A 17,082-nucleotide genomic window follows, 5' to 3' on the forward strand; every position below is an offset into this window, starting at 1 on the left:
ATCAGACCTAGTGAGATTCGCTTCCAAGCTCTAGCAAGGTCGCGTTACCACCCACTGCCGTAATATTAATTGTACGAGTACGTTCGGTAATAAAGCGCAGTGATAAGTGTGGATCGTGTGCCACAGGAAGGGCATCCAAATCCGTTTCTGATACTAAGCTAACGATAGCACCTGTGCGTTTTGCCAGTTCGCGGTTAAGACGACGCTCAACCGACGTTTTACCAACATAGCCCACAGCGCGAACATCCGATTCCATCAACTGGTGATGCGCGTCAAACGTCGCAAATTGCAATACGTTAGCAGGTAGAGTTGACTGCTCGAAAGCAGACTTTAGTGCTGAAAACAATTCAGCATCATCACTGCAATAAACTGCGCTGTTACCCGCAACTAATGCAGCTGTTAACTGAGCAATAACGGCTTTTTTTGCAGCAGCACTGTCATCATCTTGAATGATCAGTGCAACACCACGACCCGCCGTATACAGCTCGTTAGTTTCTCCGGTAGGGCCAACCAGTTGGTGCGTATGTGCCAACAATGTTGCGGCCTGTTGAAGATGGTAAGAAATCACTTTCGCAAGCTGCGGAGAAGTGCTCTCTAAATTTGATTTCAATGAAAGTAAACACTCACACTTAGAATCAAAACTTGTTAAATTCCAGTTTTCCCAAGCCGAAAAAGCGTCAGAAAAACGAGTTACTTGATGAACCATGTTTGGTCTCCTTCGCTTAGTCGATTAACGGTATTGAACCTGAGAAAAACGGTATAAATAGTGTGGACCACCTGCTTTCGGACCAGTGCCCGATAGCCCTTGACCACCAAACGGCTGAACACCAACCACAGCACCAACTTGGTCGCGGTTGATGTAGCAGTTACCAACACGCGCATGTTTTTCAATCCAGCGATACGTCGTTTCGTTACGGCTATGGATACCCATAGTCAGACCAAACCCTGTCTGGTTAATTTGATTCACCACATCCGCCAGTTCACTCGCTTTGAAGCGAACAATGTGCAGTACCGGACCAAATTTTTCTTCCGTCAGACATGAAATGTCTGAAATCTCAAACGCTGTCGGTGCAACAAAATCACCGTATTGGCAATCTTCACCCAGACTAAGCTCAGCAACTTTCTTCTGCGTCTTAGTCATGTGGTCAATATGCTCAAGCAGTGTTTGTTTTGCTTTCGCATCAATCACAGGGCCAACATCAGTAGTATGCAAATAAGGAAGACCAATCGACAGCTCTTGCATTGCACCTTGGATAAGCGTGGTAATGCGGTCTGCAATGTCTTGCTGAACGAAAAGAACACGTAGCGCAGAACAGCGTTGCCCCGCAGAAGCAAAAGCAGAACGAAGAACGTCACGAACCACTTGCTCAGGTAGAGCCGTACTGTCTACGATCATCGCATTCTGACCACCGGTTTCCGCGATAAACGGAACTGGAGCTGCATCGCGCTCAGCCAGTGTTTGGTTAATACGTTGCGCTGTTGCGGTAGAGCCCGTAAACGCCACGCCCGCGATACTTGGGTGAGAAGTAAGCGCACTACCAATTTCTGAACCTTTACCCGGAAGCAGTTGAATAACTCCAGCAGGGAAACCCGCTTCAAGCATCAATTCAACCGCACGAACAGCGATTAAACTGGTTTGTTCCGCAGGTTTTGCAACAACCGTGTTCCCTGCCACTAACGCCGCAGAGATTTGGCCTAGGAAAATTGCCAGAGGGAAGTTCCAAGGGCTGATACAAACGAATACACCACGACCTTCACGTTGTACCGTACGCTTCTCTCCATCAAAGCCATCCACTGTGAATTCACCTAAGCAGTCCACTTGTTTGGCGTAGTAACGACAGAAATCAACCGCTTCACGAACTTCATCAATGCTGTCGTGAATGGTTTTACCCGCTTCGTGATGACAGATTGCGACTAACTCAGCCAGATTCACTTCTAACAGATCAGCAAGCTTCTCTAATTTTTCGCTACGAACAGATGCAGGCTCTTGGTTCCAGCTCGCATATGCAGCTTGCGCAGATTCGATCGCTTCGGAAACATGATCATGGGAAGCAAAGTACGCTTGACCCACTTCGATACGACGATCATATGGCGCTGTGACCACTACAGGTTTAACACCATCCTTGATCATGCTTTCGATCTTTGAACTGCCATTAATGATTGGCGCAGCCTTCCACTGATGACCAGCAAATGACTCAACTTGCTTTTCAAATGGTTTAGCTTCGCTTTCGATATCTATGTTCACACCATAAGAATTACGGCGCTCAGAGAAGATAGCTGGCGGTAATGGAATTTGAGTATTGTTGAAGGTATCAAACTCAAGCAGCATATCGACAGGATGCTGAATCAAAGACGAAATCGGGCAGCGCGCATCAACCAGACGATGAACAAACGAGCTGTTTGCGCCATTCTCTAGAAGACGACGAACAAGGTAAGGCAACAGATCTTTATGGCTGCCTACTGGAGCATAAATACGCACCGATTGCTTGTACGCTTTCATTACATGGTTATACAGAGCATCACCCATGCCATGCAGACGCTGGAATTCGAAGTCTCTATGTGTTGCCATCACAGCAATAGAAGTGACTGTTTGCGCGTTGTGACTAGCAAATTGTGGGAACAAGTTGCCACGAACGGATTCACTGAGTAGGAAACGCGCACACGCCAAATAAGAAACATCGGTCGATTCTTTACGAGTGTATACAGGGTAGCCAGTGTAACCCGCTTGTTGAGACCACTTAATCTCACTATCCCAGTACGCACCTTTTACAAGACGAACAGGAATCAGGTCACCCTGATCTTTTGCAAGTGCTGTTAACCAAACCAGAACCGGTAGAGCACGTTTTGAGTAAGCTTGGATTACTAGACCAAACTTGCCCCAGCCTTTTACAAGTTCACTACGGTAAACTTTTTCAAACAGCTCAAGAGAAAGCTCTAAACGGTCTGCTTCTTCCGCATCAATCGTGATAGCAACGTCAAGCTCAATCGCTTTTTCAAGCAACTGCATTAACGTTTGGTACAACTCACTCATTACTCGGTCGCGGTTTGCCACTTCGTAACGAGGGTGTAGTGCAGAAAGCTTGATAGAAATAGACGGAGCTGGGCTGGTGTCTAAACCATATTTGTCGCGCCCTACAGCTTCAATGGCTGTTAAGTAGTCTTGGCAGTATTTTTTCGCATCAGCAGTGGTTAGCGCCGCTTCACCTAACATGTCAAATGAGTAGGTAAAACCTTTGTCGCGCATCTTACGGCCATTTTTCTGCGCTTCAGCAATGTTACGACCAAGAACAAACTGGTGTCCCATGATCTTCATCGCTTGATGCATTGCTTTACGAATAACAGGCTCAGTCAACTTGTTCACTAAACGGTTAACCGCTTGGATAGGACTGGTGCTCTCTGCGTCAGAAAGACCAATCACTTTACCTGTAAACATTAAGCCCCAAGTTGAAGCGTTAACAAAGACAGAATCTGAGTTCTTAAGGTGAGATTTCCAGTCAGCAACGCCAAGACGGTCTTTAATGAAGGCATCTGCCGTTTCCGAATCTGGAATGCGCATCAGAGCTTCAGCAAGACACATCAGCAAGATACCTTCTTGTGTATCTAAGCTGTACTCAAGCAAAAGCGCATCAATCATTTGGATTGATTGCTTGTCTTTGCGAATAGTCTCAATCAGTTCAGTTGTTTTAACCGCTATCGCTGACTTCTCATCTTCAGTCGGCGTTGCTAGGGGTAAAAGTTCTTTTAGCCATTGGGATTCGTCCACCATATAAAGTGGAGAGATCTGCGACCACAATTTGTTTAGCGGTTGCTCTACAAATTCGGCTTTCAACACATCAGTTGCTGTAAACACGCGTTTTCCTCAATCTCATACCCGTTTATCCAATACGGGCTTCCTACAATGGCAGCAGTGTATTTTGAGCGTACGAGGATTACTTGTCAAAAACTCCGAGCTTTTTGCCAAAAACTTGGTTTTTTAACAAAACAAAAACAGAGTCACATCATATAAGACAAAATAATGTGCCTCATATTTAGCAAATATTGCAAACAAACAACCTTAAAAACAAATATTCAAGAACATTGCGAGACTACAAATCGTTCTACTGTCCTTGAGTCTCCGGTTCGCCACGAGATAACTAACGGTCTTATATACAACTGTCGCCGAGCTCCAAGTCCATGAAGCAATACCTAAACACATGACTGACATTTTAGTTCAGTGGTAGTTTTCATCAGTTTTTAAAAAGGCGATGGTCGAACTCAATAGCCTGCCCATAAAAGGTGTATTTCTGGGTACTCAACGTAATTGAGTTAATGTATTTGGAACAATATTGTAAGTAACACTTGCAATATTAAGGAGCTGAGTGGCAGTGACGCTTCTTGAAAAAATAAGAATCAAATGTTCATAGGATCGACTGTTGCTCAACAACTAAGTGAGTTTCATCTTTACTTTTTGTTTGATTGAGCCGATTTAAGAGCTTTTTTTAATGACGTTTGAATCTGTTTACCCAAACAGCTTAGCGCAAACTGATTTGAATAAAATAGCCCTATTTTTGTTGATGGGAGATAAGTATTCATATCAAACTTCGTGTCGACAATTGTGTGTTCAGAACAAGCTTTTCGAGCAAACAGAAGATTGACGGGCATTAGTGCATCTGAACGCTTTAGCGTAGAGAGACAGAGATGGGCATTGTCGCTACGCAGAATAATATTCGAGCTAAGCCCGAGCTTGCGCAGTGTGTGCTCAATTTTACTATTCTTGGCAGTAAAATTAGGAATGATGGAAACCACAAGTGGATATTGAGAGATTTCTTCGAGTGTGGCCAACTTATTGCTTAGAGGGTGGGATTTTCGAGCAATCAAACGAAACTGAGCAGGTAAGACCGATTGATGAACCAAGTCCTTAGTTACATTAATTGGGTAGTAATTAATGCCCACCTGAATTTTGGTATTGAGTAGCTGTTGTTCCGTGGACTCCGACCAGTTAACCAACCGCACGGTTGCATTGGGAAAGTCCTGTTTAAGTTGCAAATACACTTCATCGGCAAGAGCGTAGTACATTGCTGAGCTTATGGCGATGCTTATCTCACCTGAATACTCTTGAATAGATACTTGGTTGGATTGAGCATAAATACTCGTTAAATCAATCAGTAACGGAGTGACTTGTGAAACTAACTCGTTACATTTTTCGGTCGGTATAAAACCTTCTCTAGAGCGAACAAACAATAGGTCATCAAGCTGCTCACGAAGCTTCTTTAACCCTTTACTCACGGCTGACTGTGTGACAAACAAACGTTCCGCAGTCCTAGCTGTATTCTGTTCTTCGTGAAGCGTGACTAACAACAGTAATAAGTTTAAGTCTTTATGAATAAGAAGTTTTTCGTTAAGCATCTCGATTCTTTTTTGGAATTGGTGGAATGAAAACAAGTCCCTTATGGTAGGGGGTAGCTTAAGTTAAAGTTGGTCAACGAGTAAACATTAAAATATCACTACGCTTACCTAAAGCACTTAACTACGAGTAGGTTTTCCCATGCAAAAGAAACTATTAGCGCTTTCACTTTCCGTGCTTGTATTAACGGAGGCAAGTCATGTTTTGGCTGAAACGCTTGTACCTGTCACCGAGAAAAATTATGAGTTCGCGGAATCTGACTTAGCGTTCAAAAACATCACTAAACTGGTTGGTTCTAACAAGTGGTTTCACTTTCCTGGTCTAACACCTTTGGATAACCAAACGGTTGTCCGCATGAATAGAGATACCATTTACTCTGGTTACGTTGCTGACTTGTCCAAGGGAGGAAATATTACTATTCCAAACACGGGCGAACGTTATATTTCTGTAATGGTGGTACAAAATGATCACTATATTGATCAAGTTTTCTCAACGCCTGGTACTCATAAGATTAAGAGCCAAACCGATTTCGCAATGATTGTGGCTCGTGTGCAGATAGACCCAAATGACCCAACTGACTTAGAACGAGTCAAAGACATACAAAGCCAACTTAAAGTGACGACAGGCTCCCATCAAGAGCACATCATGCCAAATTACGATATGACCCAACTTGTCTCTATCCGCGATTCGTTGACTAAAGAAGGCTCAAGACTGGGCAATCAAAAAAACATGCAAGGTGCCCATGGTGAAGTAGAGCCACGAATGCATATGTACGGTACTGCCATTGGTTGGGGAATGTTGCCAGATGCCGAGGCACAATACTTTTCTTATTACAGCACCGGCGATGTCGCTAACCCAGACAACTGCTCTCAAGCCACTTATCAAGCACCAAAAGTGAAAGGTAATGGCTTCTACTCACTAACCTTGTACAACCACCAAGGCTATATCGCATTTGATAAAGCCGTACTGAATAAAAATAACATTGAGTACAACAAAGATGGTTCGTTCACGGTGCATTACGGTAACTGCCCTACAAACGCTAAGAACGTCATGCCAGTGGCTAAAGGATGGGATGTCATGATGCGAATCTACAAGCCAGATCTCACTCAAACTGAATCCTACCAGTTACCAGAGCCGCAATTGGTTTCTCAGTAACCCTTCAAACATTTAGACTCAGGAGCCATAATGAAAAAATCCATACTTACGCTATCGACCGTAGCTCTCGTGTTTGCAACTGGACTACAAGCGAAACAAGCAACGTTGGAAAACGTAGCCACTGACTTTGCTGACCAACCAACCAAAGAAACAGATTGGTATATGACTCGTTTGCAAAGAGAAGTTCCAATCAATACCTATAAGCACAATCGTATTCCGTCGAGCAAGGACCACCAATTTGTTATTCGTGAAAACGAAGATACCATGTATAGCCATGCAATATTAGACGTCACAAAATCTGCCACCATTACAATGCCGGAATACGGTGAGTACGCCATTGTACAGGTAATCGACGAAAACCACTTCACGATTGCAGAAGTCTATCCGGGTCAGACACTCCGCTTAACACCAGATATGTTGAGCTCTGGTACTCATGTATTTTTGAATACGCGAGTAGCGGCTGCTAATAACCGAGATTCTAAGGCTCTTAAGAAAGCACATGACTACCAAAACTCTATCACGTTATCTGCTGAAACCAGTCACCCTTACGTGTCAAAAGGGTTTAATGAAAAAGAGGTGTTAGCAGCAAGAACTACTGTGCAAAAGCTACGTCCATTTATCCCGAAGCCATTCGATATTTTTGGTAACAAAGGCCAGGTTGATCCAACATCTTTTGTGATAGCTTCTTCGGCTGGATGGGCTGGTTTACCGTCTGATGCTGCTGTCTACTTGCCACGAATTCCGGGTAACACAGGAGAAACTGAATGCAGCTCTCTAACCATCAACCCGCCACCACTTCAGTATGACCGTCACGCATTTTTCAGCATGACGGTCTACGACAAAAATGGTTGGATTGCGGATGATAATTTCGCTATTTCGAACAAACGTATGAAGCAAAATATAAATGGCACCTACACTTTTCGCTTTAACTGTGAAGGACAAGCAAACAACTTAACAGTTAGAGAAGGTTGGAGCGGATTGTTACGATTGTACTTACCAACGTCAAAGCAAGCCATTGAAAACTATGTAATCAATGACTACTTGAAACATTCTCGCTTAGTGAAAGAAACAGATGAACAGTAATTTGATCTACTGCAGCTACAACAAATAACTAAAGAGCCACTGTTTGGCGCAGTGGCTTGCAAATTCCCTTTTTAGCTCGGATTGAAGCTTCAAACCATCAAGTTAATATGGGAAGTTAGTGCCAAACTTATTAATTAATAAAAGGATGCACTAAAAATGACTACGGCAGCGCTTCTTGAATTGCGAAGGTGAAATACCCTGCAAGCGAGAGAAAGTGTGAGTAAAGGTACTTTGGTTGGAGAACCCTGTCAGTTCGGCAATTTGACCTAAATTTAGACGACCTTGTTCAATCAGGGATTTTGCCATATCAACACGCTTACCCAACACATATTGATGTGGTGTGATGCCAAGCTGTTCTTTAAATAAGCAATGAAATTGGCTTTCTCCAAGAAATACGCTGCCAGCTAACTGCGCGACAGAAATTCGACGACTTAGATGCTGTTCGATATAGCGATCAACCGCTTCCAAATCAAAACGCGAGTCTTTTCTATGAGTAGAGAAGCTGGATATGTGTCTCTGCAATAGAGCTGTCACGGTATCGCTACAAGCTCGACTCAAAAGTAAATCATCGGGAGAAGATTGCATTTCCAGAACGAGAAGCTGAATCAATTTCTGAATTTGACCATCGAGTTGGAAATACACATCATTGCGAGAGAGATCATTTATCTTCTGTAGGGCTAAAGGATCATCATCAGAAGGAAGAGGCAAATTCAGCACCAAGATATCTGACTGACCAACAATGCCACCAAAAGCGTGGTCAGTTCCGGAGGTCACAACACACCCCTGCCCCGGCCCAACAACGTTACCACTTCCGCACACTTCAAACTCAGCTTGGCCTTTAAGGCCAATAACAATTTGCGTGTAGTTGTGATCATGGCAGTCCATATACGCAGGTAAGGTAATTAACTGCGCCGGACGAGGCGACAAAACTTTGGCTCTTTGCTCTGTATAGGCAGAAGTTGTCATATTTTGCTCACTCAAGACCATGTCGTTTTTTGAAATAGGTTCGCATTTTATACCAAAATTTCCTGCAGTGATATTGCAGTACAACTTTTAACCACCACTAATCAATCGCATGCATATGAGATAATTTGTGGTGATGAAATGAGGGTTATTCATCTAGTCGGAACAATGATCAAGTGCACATAAATTACGGTCAATGTGTATTCAATCGAAAAACAACGCCGTGAATCGGAAATCGGTGCTTGCATATTTTATTAATCTGCTCAAAATGGGAAATGCACATTTATAAGATTTACAAAATCAGAGACCTAGTAGCAGGTCTTGGTAAGTTTTAGTGCTTTGAAGCTAAAAAAGCTACAGAGTTTGCATTATGAGTCGGCTTATTTAAAAGCTGTCAAAAGATTGTCTTTCCCACTATATTCGGTGGTTAAATGTTAAATTGTTGCAGGGACCTATGATCAAATATCGCATCCCAGCGCTATTGCTTGCGCTAAGCCCTCTTTGGGTAACTGCATCGGTGAACGCAGAACAAGTAACACAGGCTGATCCTGTGGCGAGCATCGATGAGAAGATAAGTATCAAACAAAATGAAATTGACACGATTTCTTCAGACTATGAAGCGGAAGGTGCCAAACTTCAACAATTGAAAAATGAAGAAGAACGCCTCCAACGCGAAGCAGATGAATTAGATGCAAAGCGTAATAGAGCAAAATCAGCTCTAGATAAACAATATTCACGTCTATTGGATGACCCAGAAACTGATTTGGTTACCTTCCAAAAGAAATATCAAGAAACTTGGGCAGCGGTAAAGCAGAACCAATCTGAAAAGTTAGCCAATGAGCAGGCTGTGACAGAAAGCGAAATGCGTTTGTCTCAGATTAAGCAGAAACAAGCACGCTTAAAAACTGAATTCGCTAACTTGGAAGAAAGCCGTATTGAAGCGCGCGTTAAGCGTCTTGAAGCTGAACTTCGTGAAAGCAGTGTTTTAGAGACAAGCTACAAAACAGCCTGTTCTACAACGATGACGCTTGGTGAGTGTGCGAACCAAGGTAAATACCTTACGAAGCAAAAAGCGGTTAAAACGTTTCGTGCTAAGTTACTTGATGGTGTCACTGAATCTGCGCTTGTTAAACAAAACACCAATGGTGTTGAGCTAAACATTCACGTACAAGAAAGCCAAATCATCAAGAGTGGTTTCGAAGGCAACAATGACTACACCACTCTGATGCAAGCACAGTTACAAGCGAAACCAGAAGCGGTAGCAGCATGTAAACTGCTGAATGTTTCTACTCGCTACTGTCTACAAGGCGCAGCTGACGAGAACACAAACAAGAAGAACGATAAACAGTGGGCAAATGTGACTGTTCGTTCCGACCAATATAACGATTCTGTGACCATCAATGGTATTAACTATGGCAGTACTCCTGTAGAAATCGTTCTACCGGCAGGTCGTCATCAAGTTACTGTGTCTAAAGACGGTTTCGAAACTTATAACCGTGTAATCACTGTCAATGGCAACGACTCTATCTGGGTAAAACTAAGACCAAACAAAAACGGCTAGGCGACGGAATACAGTGATTTTTCTGTGATGATTCACAAAGCTGATAAATAAGGCTATGTTAAAACGCCATTTTGTTACCAAGTTATTGAAAGATAACTTCTGACAAAATGGCGTTTTCGTTTAGAATAGCCAAAACATTTTTTTAAAACTTAACTGAAGTAGACAACAATGCGACAAGGTTTATCCGCTCTTCTAATAGCACTCTCACCTTGCTTAATGGCGACATCGACGTTGGCAGAAGGAACGCCTTCCTCTGTAATGGCCATTGATGACGCGCTGTTCAGTAAACATTCAGAGTTGCAGGATGCAAAAAAGGCGACTCAGTCCGATCAGACTGCTGTCGACAATCAACAACAAGAATTGGATCGTCTTAATCAACTGACAGTCAAACTCGATGCCAAGCTAAAAACAGCGAAAGCAAATTTAGAGCGTGACTATCTCAAAATGATAGATGAACCGGATCTTGACATAATGCCTTCGCAACAGGCGTATCAAGATGCGTGGTCTGAAGTAAAGCAGAACCAAAAATCTCGCTTAGAAGCTGAACAAAAGCTGCAAGAACTCCAGACAGCCTTAGCTCAGAAAAAATCTGCGCAAGGTATTATCGAGCAAAACATCGCAAGTTTAGAACAGAACAAACTGCGTGCTCGTGTGGAACGTTTACGTGAAGAACTAAAGCGCACTGGCGAACAGAAAGTCAGCTTTACCAACACCTGTAGCGCAGACATGACGTTAGCTCAATGTAGCAGCCAGACAAATGAACTCGGCCTACAAAAAGCGGTTAAACAGTTCCAGAATTGGTTGGTGGATGAGACCAGCGAATCAGCGATTGTTAAACAGAACCTGTCAGATGTTTCTCTTAATATTCATGTTTTAAAACACTCTGTTGCTGAATCTGGCTTTTCAGACGGCAGCAAATTCCGCACTGTGATTTCAGCTCAGCTTGATGCTCGTCCTGCTGAAAATGCACCTTGTAAGCTTCTTAACTTAGAGTCCCAATATTGTTTCGCTCCGGGTGAAGGTAATCAGGCTGGCGAGAAACAAAAAGAAGTGGCTTGGGTTAGCCTTTCAGTGCGTTCAAATCAATATGCGGACAGAGTTATCGTTGACGGCGTCCAATATGGCAGCACACCTGTAGAAGTGTTAATGCCCGTTGGCAAACATCACATCATCATTGAGAAAGAGGGCTACCGCTCTTTCAACAGTGAAATAGAAGTCACTGCAGATCAAACACTACGAGCAGTGCTGAACGAATATGAAAACGTATTGAAACCAGGTCATAAGTTTGCAGATTCATTGAAGGGCAATGCAAAGGCTCCCGAAATGATCACTATGATAAAAGGCGAATATCTGCTGGGTGAAAAAGCTTCCAGACAAATTCGCCTTGATCATGCTTTCGCATTAAGTGCTACGCCTATTACGGTTGGTCAGTTTGAGACGTTCGTGAATCAAACCAGCTACCAAACAGATGCTGAGCTTAAAAACATCTGTATTACCATCGACAATTCTGAAGTCACCCCTGTAGCCGACAGTTATTGGCGTAATCCGGGCTTTAAACAATCCGCTCAGTCACCTGCTGTTTGTATCAGCAAAAATGATGCTGTTGCCTACACTCGCTGGTTGTCTCAGCAAACGGGTTTCAAATACCGTTTACCAAGTGAAGATGAGTGGGAAATTGCCGCTCGTTCAGGCAGCCAAAGCGGCTACTGGTGGGGCGATAACTTTGGTTCAGGTAAAGCAAACACTGGCTGGGGCGGTACTCAGTGGTCAAATAAGAGCACATCACCTGTAAGAGCGTTCGAACCTAACCGTTTAGGCTTCTACGACATGGTCGGAAACGTATGGGAATGGACCAACGATGAGAGAGGCATGGCGAAAGGTGGCTCTTGGATCTTCTCACCAGAGATGGCAAAAGCAGACAAACAGCTATTTATAGGCCCTTCAACCGCAGCCAACTATGTTGGGTTCCGTATTCTGCGTGAGATTCAATAGCTGGTTTTGAGATGAAAAAAGGAGCAATTCAATTGCTCCTTTTTTTATTTGCTTTACAGCCGAACTTACCAGAATGTCATTGCGATGGTAGTTAGGATAGCGATACAGGCGATGTTGAGAATGAAGCCGACTTTCATCATCTCTCTTTGGTCTATATGTCCTGTGGCAAACACAATAGCATTTGGTGGCGTAGCAACTGGCAACATAAATGCGCAAGATGCTGAAACGGCAATCAGTACTGATAACAGAACTGGGGAGACACCAAACACTTCAGCTACGCTTGCGAATACCGGAACAAGCAATGCTGCGCTTGCCGTGTTACTGGCGAATTCAGTTAAGAACACAACGAATACTGCAATAACGAACACGATGAAGAATAAGCCGAAGTCTGATATCAACTGACTAAGTTCATTGGCAAGGAACACGCTAGTACCGGTTTGCTTCAAAACATTGCTTAAACAAATACCACCACCAAACAGAAGCAACACGCCCCAGTCGGCTGTTTTTTCAATGTCTTTCCAGTGCACGACACGGGCAAAACTCACCATGATGATGGCAGAAAGTGCAATAAGTGAGTCAAAACTCTTAAAACCACCGAGCATGGCATTCACTGGCTTACTAAAAATCCACAGGAAGACCACCAGCGAGAAGATCGCTAATGTGACAATTTTGCCTTTGTCCCAATCCACAGGTTCTGCATGAGTATCAAACTGACCACTGAGATCTGGCTTTAGCATGAAGTAAAGAATGGCCAAACAGATTGGCAACATAACCAAAGTAGTTGGAAGGCCGAACTTCATCCAACCGACAAAGGTTAAACCCACTTCTGCGGCTGCAATTGCGTTAGGCGGGCTGCCCACTACAGTTGCAATCCCGCCAATACTCGCACTGTAAGCAATACCTAGCAGCACAAACACATAGGTTGAGTGACCTCGCTTATCATCTACTTTGCTTAAAATACCAAGCACTAGAGGCAACATCATCGCGGTTGTCGCAGTGTTACTGATCCACATAGAAAGAGCGGCAGACACACCAAACAACATAAAGACAGCGACGCTCATTCGACCTTGAGCAAGCACAAGAACTTTGTCTGCAATGACTTTATCTAAACCTTGGCGATGCATAGCCGCCGCTAGGGCAAAACCGCCCAAAAATAGGAAGATAATCGAATTCGCAAAGTTGTTCAGAGCAGCTTGCGTGTCAAACACGCCTGACAATACCGCCATTACAGGGACAAGTATCGCGGTAACGGTTACGTGTAATGCTTCAGTCAGCCAGAGGATAGCGATAAACGTCAGCATACTTAAGCCTAAAACAACATTAGGCTCAAAAGGTAGAGTAAACAGTAAGATGAAGAACAGAGCCACATCGGCAATGACTATCATACTGTTTCGGTGAAAAAACCATTCTCGGGTGTTACTGGGTAAAGGGACACTATCATTTCTATTCATTATTATTTTTCCTTATAAAGGCCTTACGGCAACACAATGATCACACGTAACCAAACAAGGAGATAATAAATTTTTGTCAAGTTGTTAAACTAATCAACATTAAAACCAACAACTTAACATTTTGAAATAAATAGAAATATAAATATCCCTTTTCGTTTGACTGATGATTAATAAAACATCAGTTTTAAACAGACTCCCAAGTAAAATCCGTAATCTTAAGAAAGCTGCTTAGCGATTTGGTCAAATGCATTCATCACCTCAGGACTTGTCATCACTCTGCCATGACCTTGGTTTTGAGTGGTAATAAGCGTCACATTTTCCATCTCTTGAGACGCCTTTTTCGATACCGAATATTTGGCAAATTTATCGCCTTCGTCATGAACAATTATAGTCTGAGACTCACGCTGCTTAAGCTTTTTGTACGGGTCAATTGACTGAATTGGGTAACGGTATTCGTCTTGAACTTCGTTGACGACCTCTTCAAAAAGACGCATGGAATAACCGGAACGAGCCACAGTGCTGAACAAGTTATCTAAATAGTCCAATACGGGTGCAATCAGCAACATAGGGCAGTTTGCTATTTTAGAGTGTCGGCACTCCAACGCGGTCGCATTACCCATACTGTGTCCAATCAAACCAACCACGTCTTCTTCACTGTCTAAAATCGCTTCTAGCCCACGCACAAACGCAGGAATGTGCCCTAAAGCCCCTTCACTTTCACCATGCCCTGGATGATCGTAAGCAAGGGCAGTAAAACCTAAAGAGGCAATGTGTTCCATCAAAGGATAAAACTGATTCGAAGAACCTGACCAACCATGAGTTAATACCCAAACAGGGCCTTTACCTAAACGGTAAGTGGTTAACTGGCCTTCTGGTGAAGAAACGTAAGATTTGATTAAACCCTCAGGTGCCTGATTCTTAGCCTTCATACGACTTGGAGTAAGAAGAAGCTTTCTAGCCGTTTTCTTTGCGTGCCTCGGAGCCAACGAATGGTGCAAACGTGTTGTGACATTGACTAAGCTACGACGCCAGTTAAAACGTTGTGCTGTATTGAAGTAAATTTTCTCACTCATAACTATCCTTAAACCAAAAACGTACGGTCGTGCTTTTTATTGGTAAATTTTTTGCTGGTTAACGTTTCCAGCGATCAAACAAATCGCTGACTCCTTGCCAAAATCTCTGGTAGCTTTGCTCTTGTCCATAGATGGAATAGAACAAATGCGCGCTAAGATACAAGCCATAAAGCTCGTAACTCGCTTGCTTGGCGTCCAAATCCGCCCGAAACTGGCGGCTCTCAACACCTTTATCAATCTGAATTTGTAAATACTGAATCCAATTAGAAATGATTTTCTTTAGCTCTTGTTGAATGGCACATTCACTTTTTGCCGATTCTTTCCAAGCATCTAGAAACATACAACTCCCTTGGAATGAATGGTTCCAGCCCATCCAACTATCTAAGATAGAACGCAGTTTGCTTTCGATATTCTTGTCACCCAACTCACGCGCAGGAGCGATAACGCGAGAGATAAAAACTTGGTTAGCGAAATCAACTACCGCCAATTGCAGGTTCTCTTTTGAATTGAAATGAGCAAATAAGCCGCTTTTTGACATGCCACACTGCTTGGCAAGCTCACCTATCGTTAAGCTTTCCAAACCATTCTCACTGGCAAGATCAAATGCTTTGGCCAAAATGTTTTCGCGGGTAATTTTTCCTTTACTCATAACTCATCAGATTCAGTTAACACGCCAAGAAGTTTAGTACGATCGTTCTTTTTTTACAAACCGTCTTTTTGTAGGCAGAGACATGGAAAATAAATTTGCATTGAAACAAATAAAGTATTGACCTTGTACTTAACTACAAAGTTTATACTGTTAAAAAATGAATACTGAATCGAGGTTTGTAAATGGCGTCATTAACCCGAGGTCAACTGGCTAAACAACTCAACATAACCACAGAGGCTATTCGATTTTATGAGCAGCAAGGCTTAATCGAACCAATGCGCGCCGACAATGGTTATCGTCAATATGATCAAAACTGCATTGATAGGTTGAAATTCATCCTTCACGCTAAAGAAGTAGGTCTATCTCTGAGTGATATTCAGGAATTGCTTTCGATTCAGATAGAGCCGGATCAGCACACCTGCCAAGAAGTTAAAGACATTACACTGGCAAAGCTTCATGAAATTGAACTGCGTATTGCCCAGCTACAGCATATGCACAACGCCTTGAAAGTGATTAATGAACGATGCTGCGGGGGCGCTCATTCTGCCGAACACTGCACCATCCTGACGGCCCTTACTCAAACTCAACCAGAGGAAGCTTAATATGCAAGCTATCACGACCTTTTTAGATACCTTACTCGATTTGTGGCTTGATGCTTCTTTCTGGTTGATCATAGGTTTGTTCGTTGCCGGTATCCTTAAAGTAACCCTTAGCAACGATAAACTGAGTAAACATCTTACCGGACATGGCATGTGGCCAAGTGTCAAAGCCGCAGTTTTGGGCATGCCACTGCCGCTTTGTTCTTGCGGCGTTATCCCTGCTGCGGTTGGGCTTCGTCGAGGTGGCGCTTCAAAAAGCGCAACCACCGCCTTTTTAATCTCAACCCCCGAGACTGGCGTTGACTCGATTGCTATTTCCTATGCGCTGTTAGGGCCATTTATGGCGGTCATTCGACCTATAGCGGCGACAACTTCAGCCATTGCGGCGGCGTTTTTGGTGTTGATCACAGACAAAGAGACACTAACCCCACTGCCAGCAACCGAAGCTGTGAAAACGTCTTGTTGTTCGGGTTCTCACAGTTGTAGCAGCTCTGCCTCATCTGCACACTCATCTCAACCAAAAACAGAATCATGGTTAAACAAGTTATGGCAGGGGCAAAAATACGCATTTACCGATTTGATTGAAGACCTGTCACTGTGGCTCATTGTGGGTCTTATCATTTCAGCTTTGGTGGTGACGTTTGTGCCTTCTGAAGCGCTTGTGGAAATCAGCCGTAGCCCTTGGGCAATGGTTCTGATGGCACTGATTGGTGTACCTATGTATATCTGCGCGTCTGCTTCAACTCCAATTGCCGCAGGCCTAATGCTGGCAGGTGTATCACCCGGTGCAGTATTGGTTTTCTTACTGGCAGGCCCTGCCACCAACATGGCGACCCTAGGTATAGTGAGAAAAGAATTAGGGACAAAAGCACTGGTTAGCTACCTAGTCGGTGTGGTGGGTGTGGCGATTCTATTCGGTTATGCCACCAACTTTTTGGTCGATACTTTTGCTATTAATATCGACGCCCAGCTAGCGGCCAGCAATGAGTTGTTACCACCCGTTATCGCTTGGGCAAGCGGCATCGCGTTAGCGGTCATTATTGTGGCTGATCTGTGGAAGAGATTTAGCCCGAAACAAGAAAAAACAAGCTGTTGTTCGTAAGGTAAACCGTTAGGAAACGTATTCCAATCAACTCCAACACGCTGTAGAGTATAAAAATCTTACAATAAGCA

13 protein-coding genes are annotated in these 17,082 nt (G+C 43.5%); 6 read left to right on the top strand and 7 right to left on the bottom strand.

Going from position 1 to position 17,082, the window contains the following annotated elements:
• Positions 1–7: 7 nt before the first annotated feature.
• The 3 genes from HKI82_RS01610 to HKI82_RS01620 form a co-directional block, all read right to left on the bottom strand.
• Complete coding sequence (locus tag HKI82_RS01610) at positions 8–706, bottom strand: 1-pyrroline-5-carboxylate dehydrogenase (protein ID WP_102939924.1); 699 nt, start codon at positions 704–706, stop codon at positions 8–10.
• 24 nt (positions 707–730) lie between these two features.
• Positions 731–3,850 carry a bifunctional proline dehydrogenase/L-glutamate gamma-semialdehyde dehydrogenase PutA gene (gene putA / locus HKI82_RS01615; RefSeq protein WP_171136996.1) on the bottom strand — a complete coding sequence of 1,040 codons (3,120 nt, stop codon included), beginning with the start codon at positions 3,848–3,850 and terminating at the stop codon, positions 731–733.
• 590 nt (positions 3,851–4,440) lie between these two features.
• The gene (locus HKI82_RS01620) at positions 4,441–5,385 is read right to left on the bottom strand and encodes a LysR family transcriptional regulator (protein ID WP_102939922.1); all 945 of its coding nucleotides are present in this window, start codon (positions 5,383–5,385) and stop codon (positions 4,441–4,443) included.
• Between the two features lie 139 nt (positions 5,386–5,524).
• Here HKI82_RS01620 and HKI82_RS01625 point away from each other — a divergent pair, with 139 nt between their 5' ends.
• Complete coding sequence (locus HKI82_RS01625; RefSeq protein WP_102939921.1) at positions 5,525–6,538, top strand: DUF1254 domain-containing protein; 1,014 nt, start codon at positions 5,525–5,527, stop codon at positions 6,536–6,538.
• A gap of 30 nt (positions 6,539–6,568) precedes the next feature.
• Positions 6,569–7,621, top strand: coding sequence for a DUF1254 domain-containing protein (locus HKI82_RS01630; RefSeq protein ID WP_102939920.1), 1,053 nt, complete (start codon positions 6,569–6,571; stop codon positions 7,619–7,621).
• Positions 7,622–7,771: 150 nt separating this feature from the next.
• Here the strand turns inward: HKI82_RS01630 and HKI82_RS01635 are convergent, their stop codons facing one another.
• Complete coding sequence (locus tag HKI82_RS01635) at positions 7,772–8,587, bottom strand: AraC family transcriptional regulator (protein ID WP_171136997.1); 816 nt, start codon at positions 8,585–8,587, stop codon at positions 7,772–7,774.
• Positions 8,588–9,038: 451 nt separating this feature from the next.
• Here HKI82_RS01635 and HKI82_RS01640 point away from each other — a divergent pair, with 451 nt between their 5' ends.
• On the top strand, positions 9,039–10,145 hold the full coding sequence (locus HKI82_RS01640; protein WP_102939919.1) for a PEGA domain-containing protein: 1,107 nt from the start codon (positions 9,039–9,041) through the stop codon (positions 10,143–10,145).
• A 168-nt stretch (positions 10,146–10,313) separates the two neighbouring features.
• Positions 10,314–12,137 carry an SUMF1/EgtB/PvdO family nonheme iron enzyme gene (locus HKI82_RS01645; RefSeq protein WP_171136998.1) on the top strand — a complete coding sequence of 608 codons (1,824 nt, stop codon included), beginning with the start codon at positions 10,314–10,316 and terminating at the stop codon, positions 12,135–12,137.
• 65 nt (positions 12,138–12,202) lie between these two features.
• On the opposite strand, the gene HKI82_RS01650 is transcribed toward HKI82_RS01645, so the two are convergent.
• From HKI82_RS01650 to HKI82_RS01660, 3 genes are all read right to left on the bottom strand, one after another.
• A complete protein-coding gene (locus tag HKI82_RS01650) occupies positions 12,203–13,588 on the bottom strand; it encodes an SLC13 family permease (protein ID WP_102939917.1) in 1,386 nt (461 codons plus the stop codon).
• Positions 13,589–13,803: 215 nt separating this feature from the next.
• Positions 13,804–14,661: an alpha/beta fold hydrolase gene (locus tag HKI82_RS01655; RefSeq protein WP_171136999.1), complete on the bottom strand. Its 858-nt coding sequence runs from the start codon at positions 14,659–14,661 to the stop codon at positions 13,804–13,806.
• A gap of 58 nt (positions 14,662–14,719) precedes the next feature.
• A complete protein-coding gene (locus HKI82_RS01660; protein ID WP_171137000.1) occupies positions 14,720–15,310 on the bottom strand; it encodes a TetR/AcrR family transcriptional regulator in 591 nt (196 codons plus the stop codon).
• Between the two features lie 182 nt (positions 15,311–15,492).
• On the opposite strand from HKI82_RS01660, the gene zntR reads away from it, so the two are divergent.
• Entirely contained in the window at positions 15,493–15,912 is a 420-nt protein-coding gene (gene zntR / locus HKI82_RS01665) for a Zn(2+)-responsive transcriptional regulator (protein ID WP_171137001.1), read from the top strand.
• A 1-nt stretch (position 15,913) separates the two neighbouring features.
• The gene (locus tag HKI82_RS01670; protein WP_171137002.1) at positions 15,914–17,011 is read left to right on the top strand and encodes an SO_0444 family Cu/Zn efflux transporter; all 1,098 of its coding nucleotides are present in this window, start codon (positions 15,914–15,916) and stop codon (positions 17,009–17,011) included.
• Positions 17,012–17,082 lie beyond the last annotated feature (71 nt).

Origin of the sequence: Vibrio plantisponsor (genome assembly GCF_013041605.1) — a bacterium.
GTDB lineage: Bacteria > Pseudomonadota > Gammaproteobacteria > Enterobacterales > Vibrionaceae > Vibrio > Vibrio plantisponsor.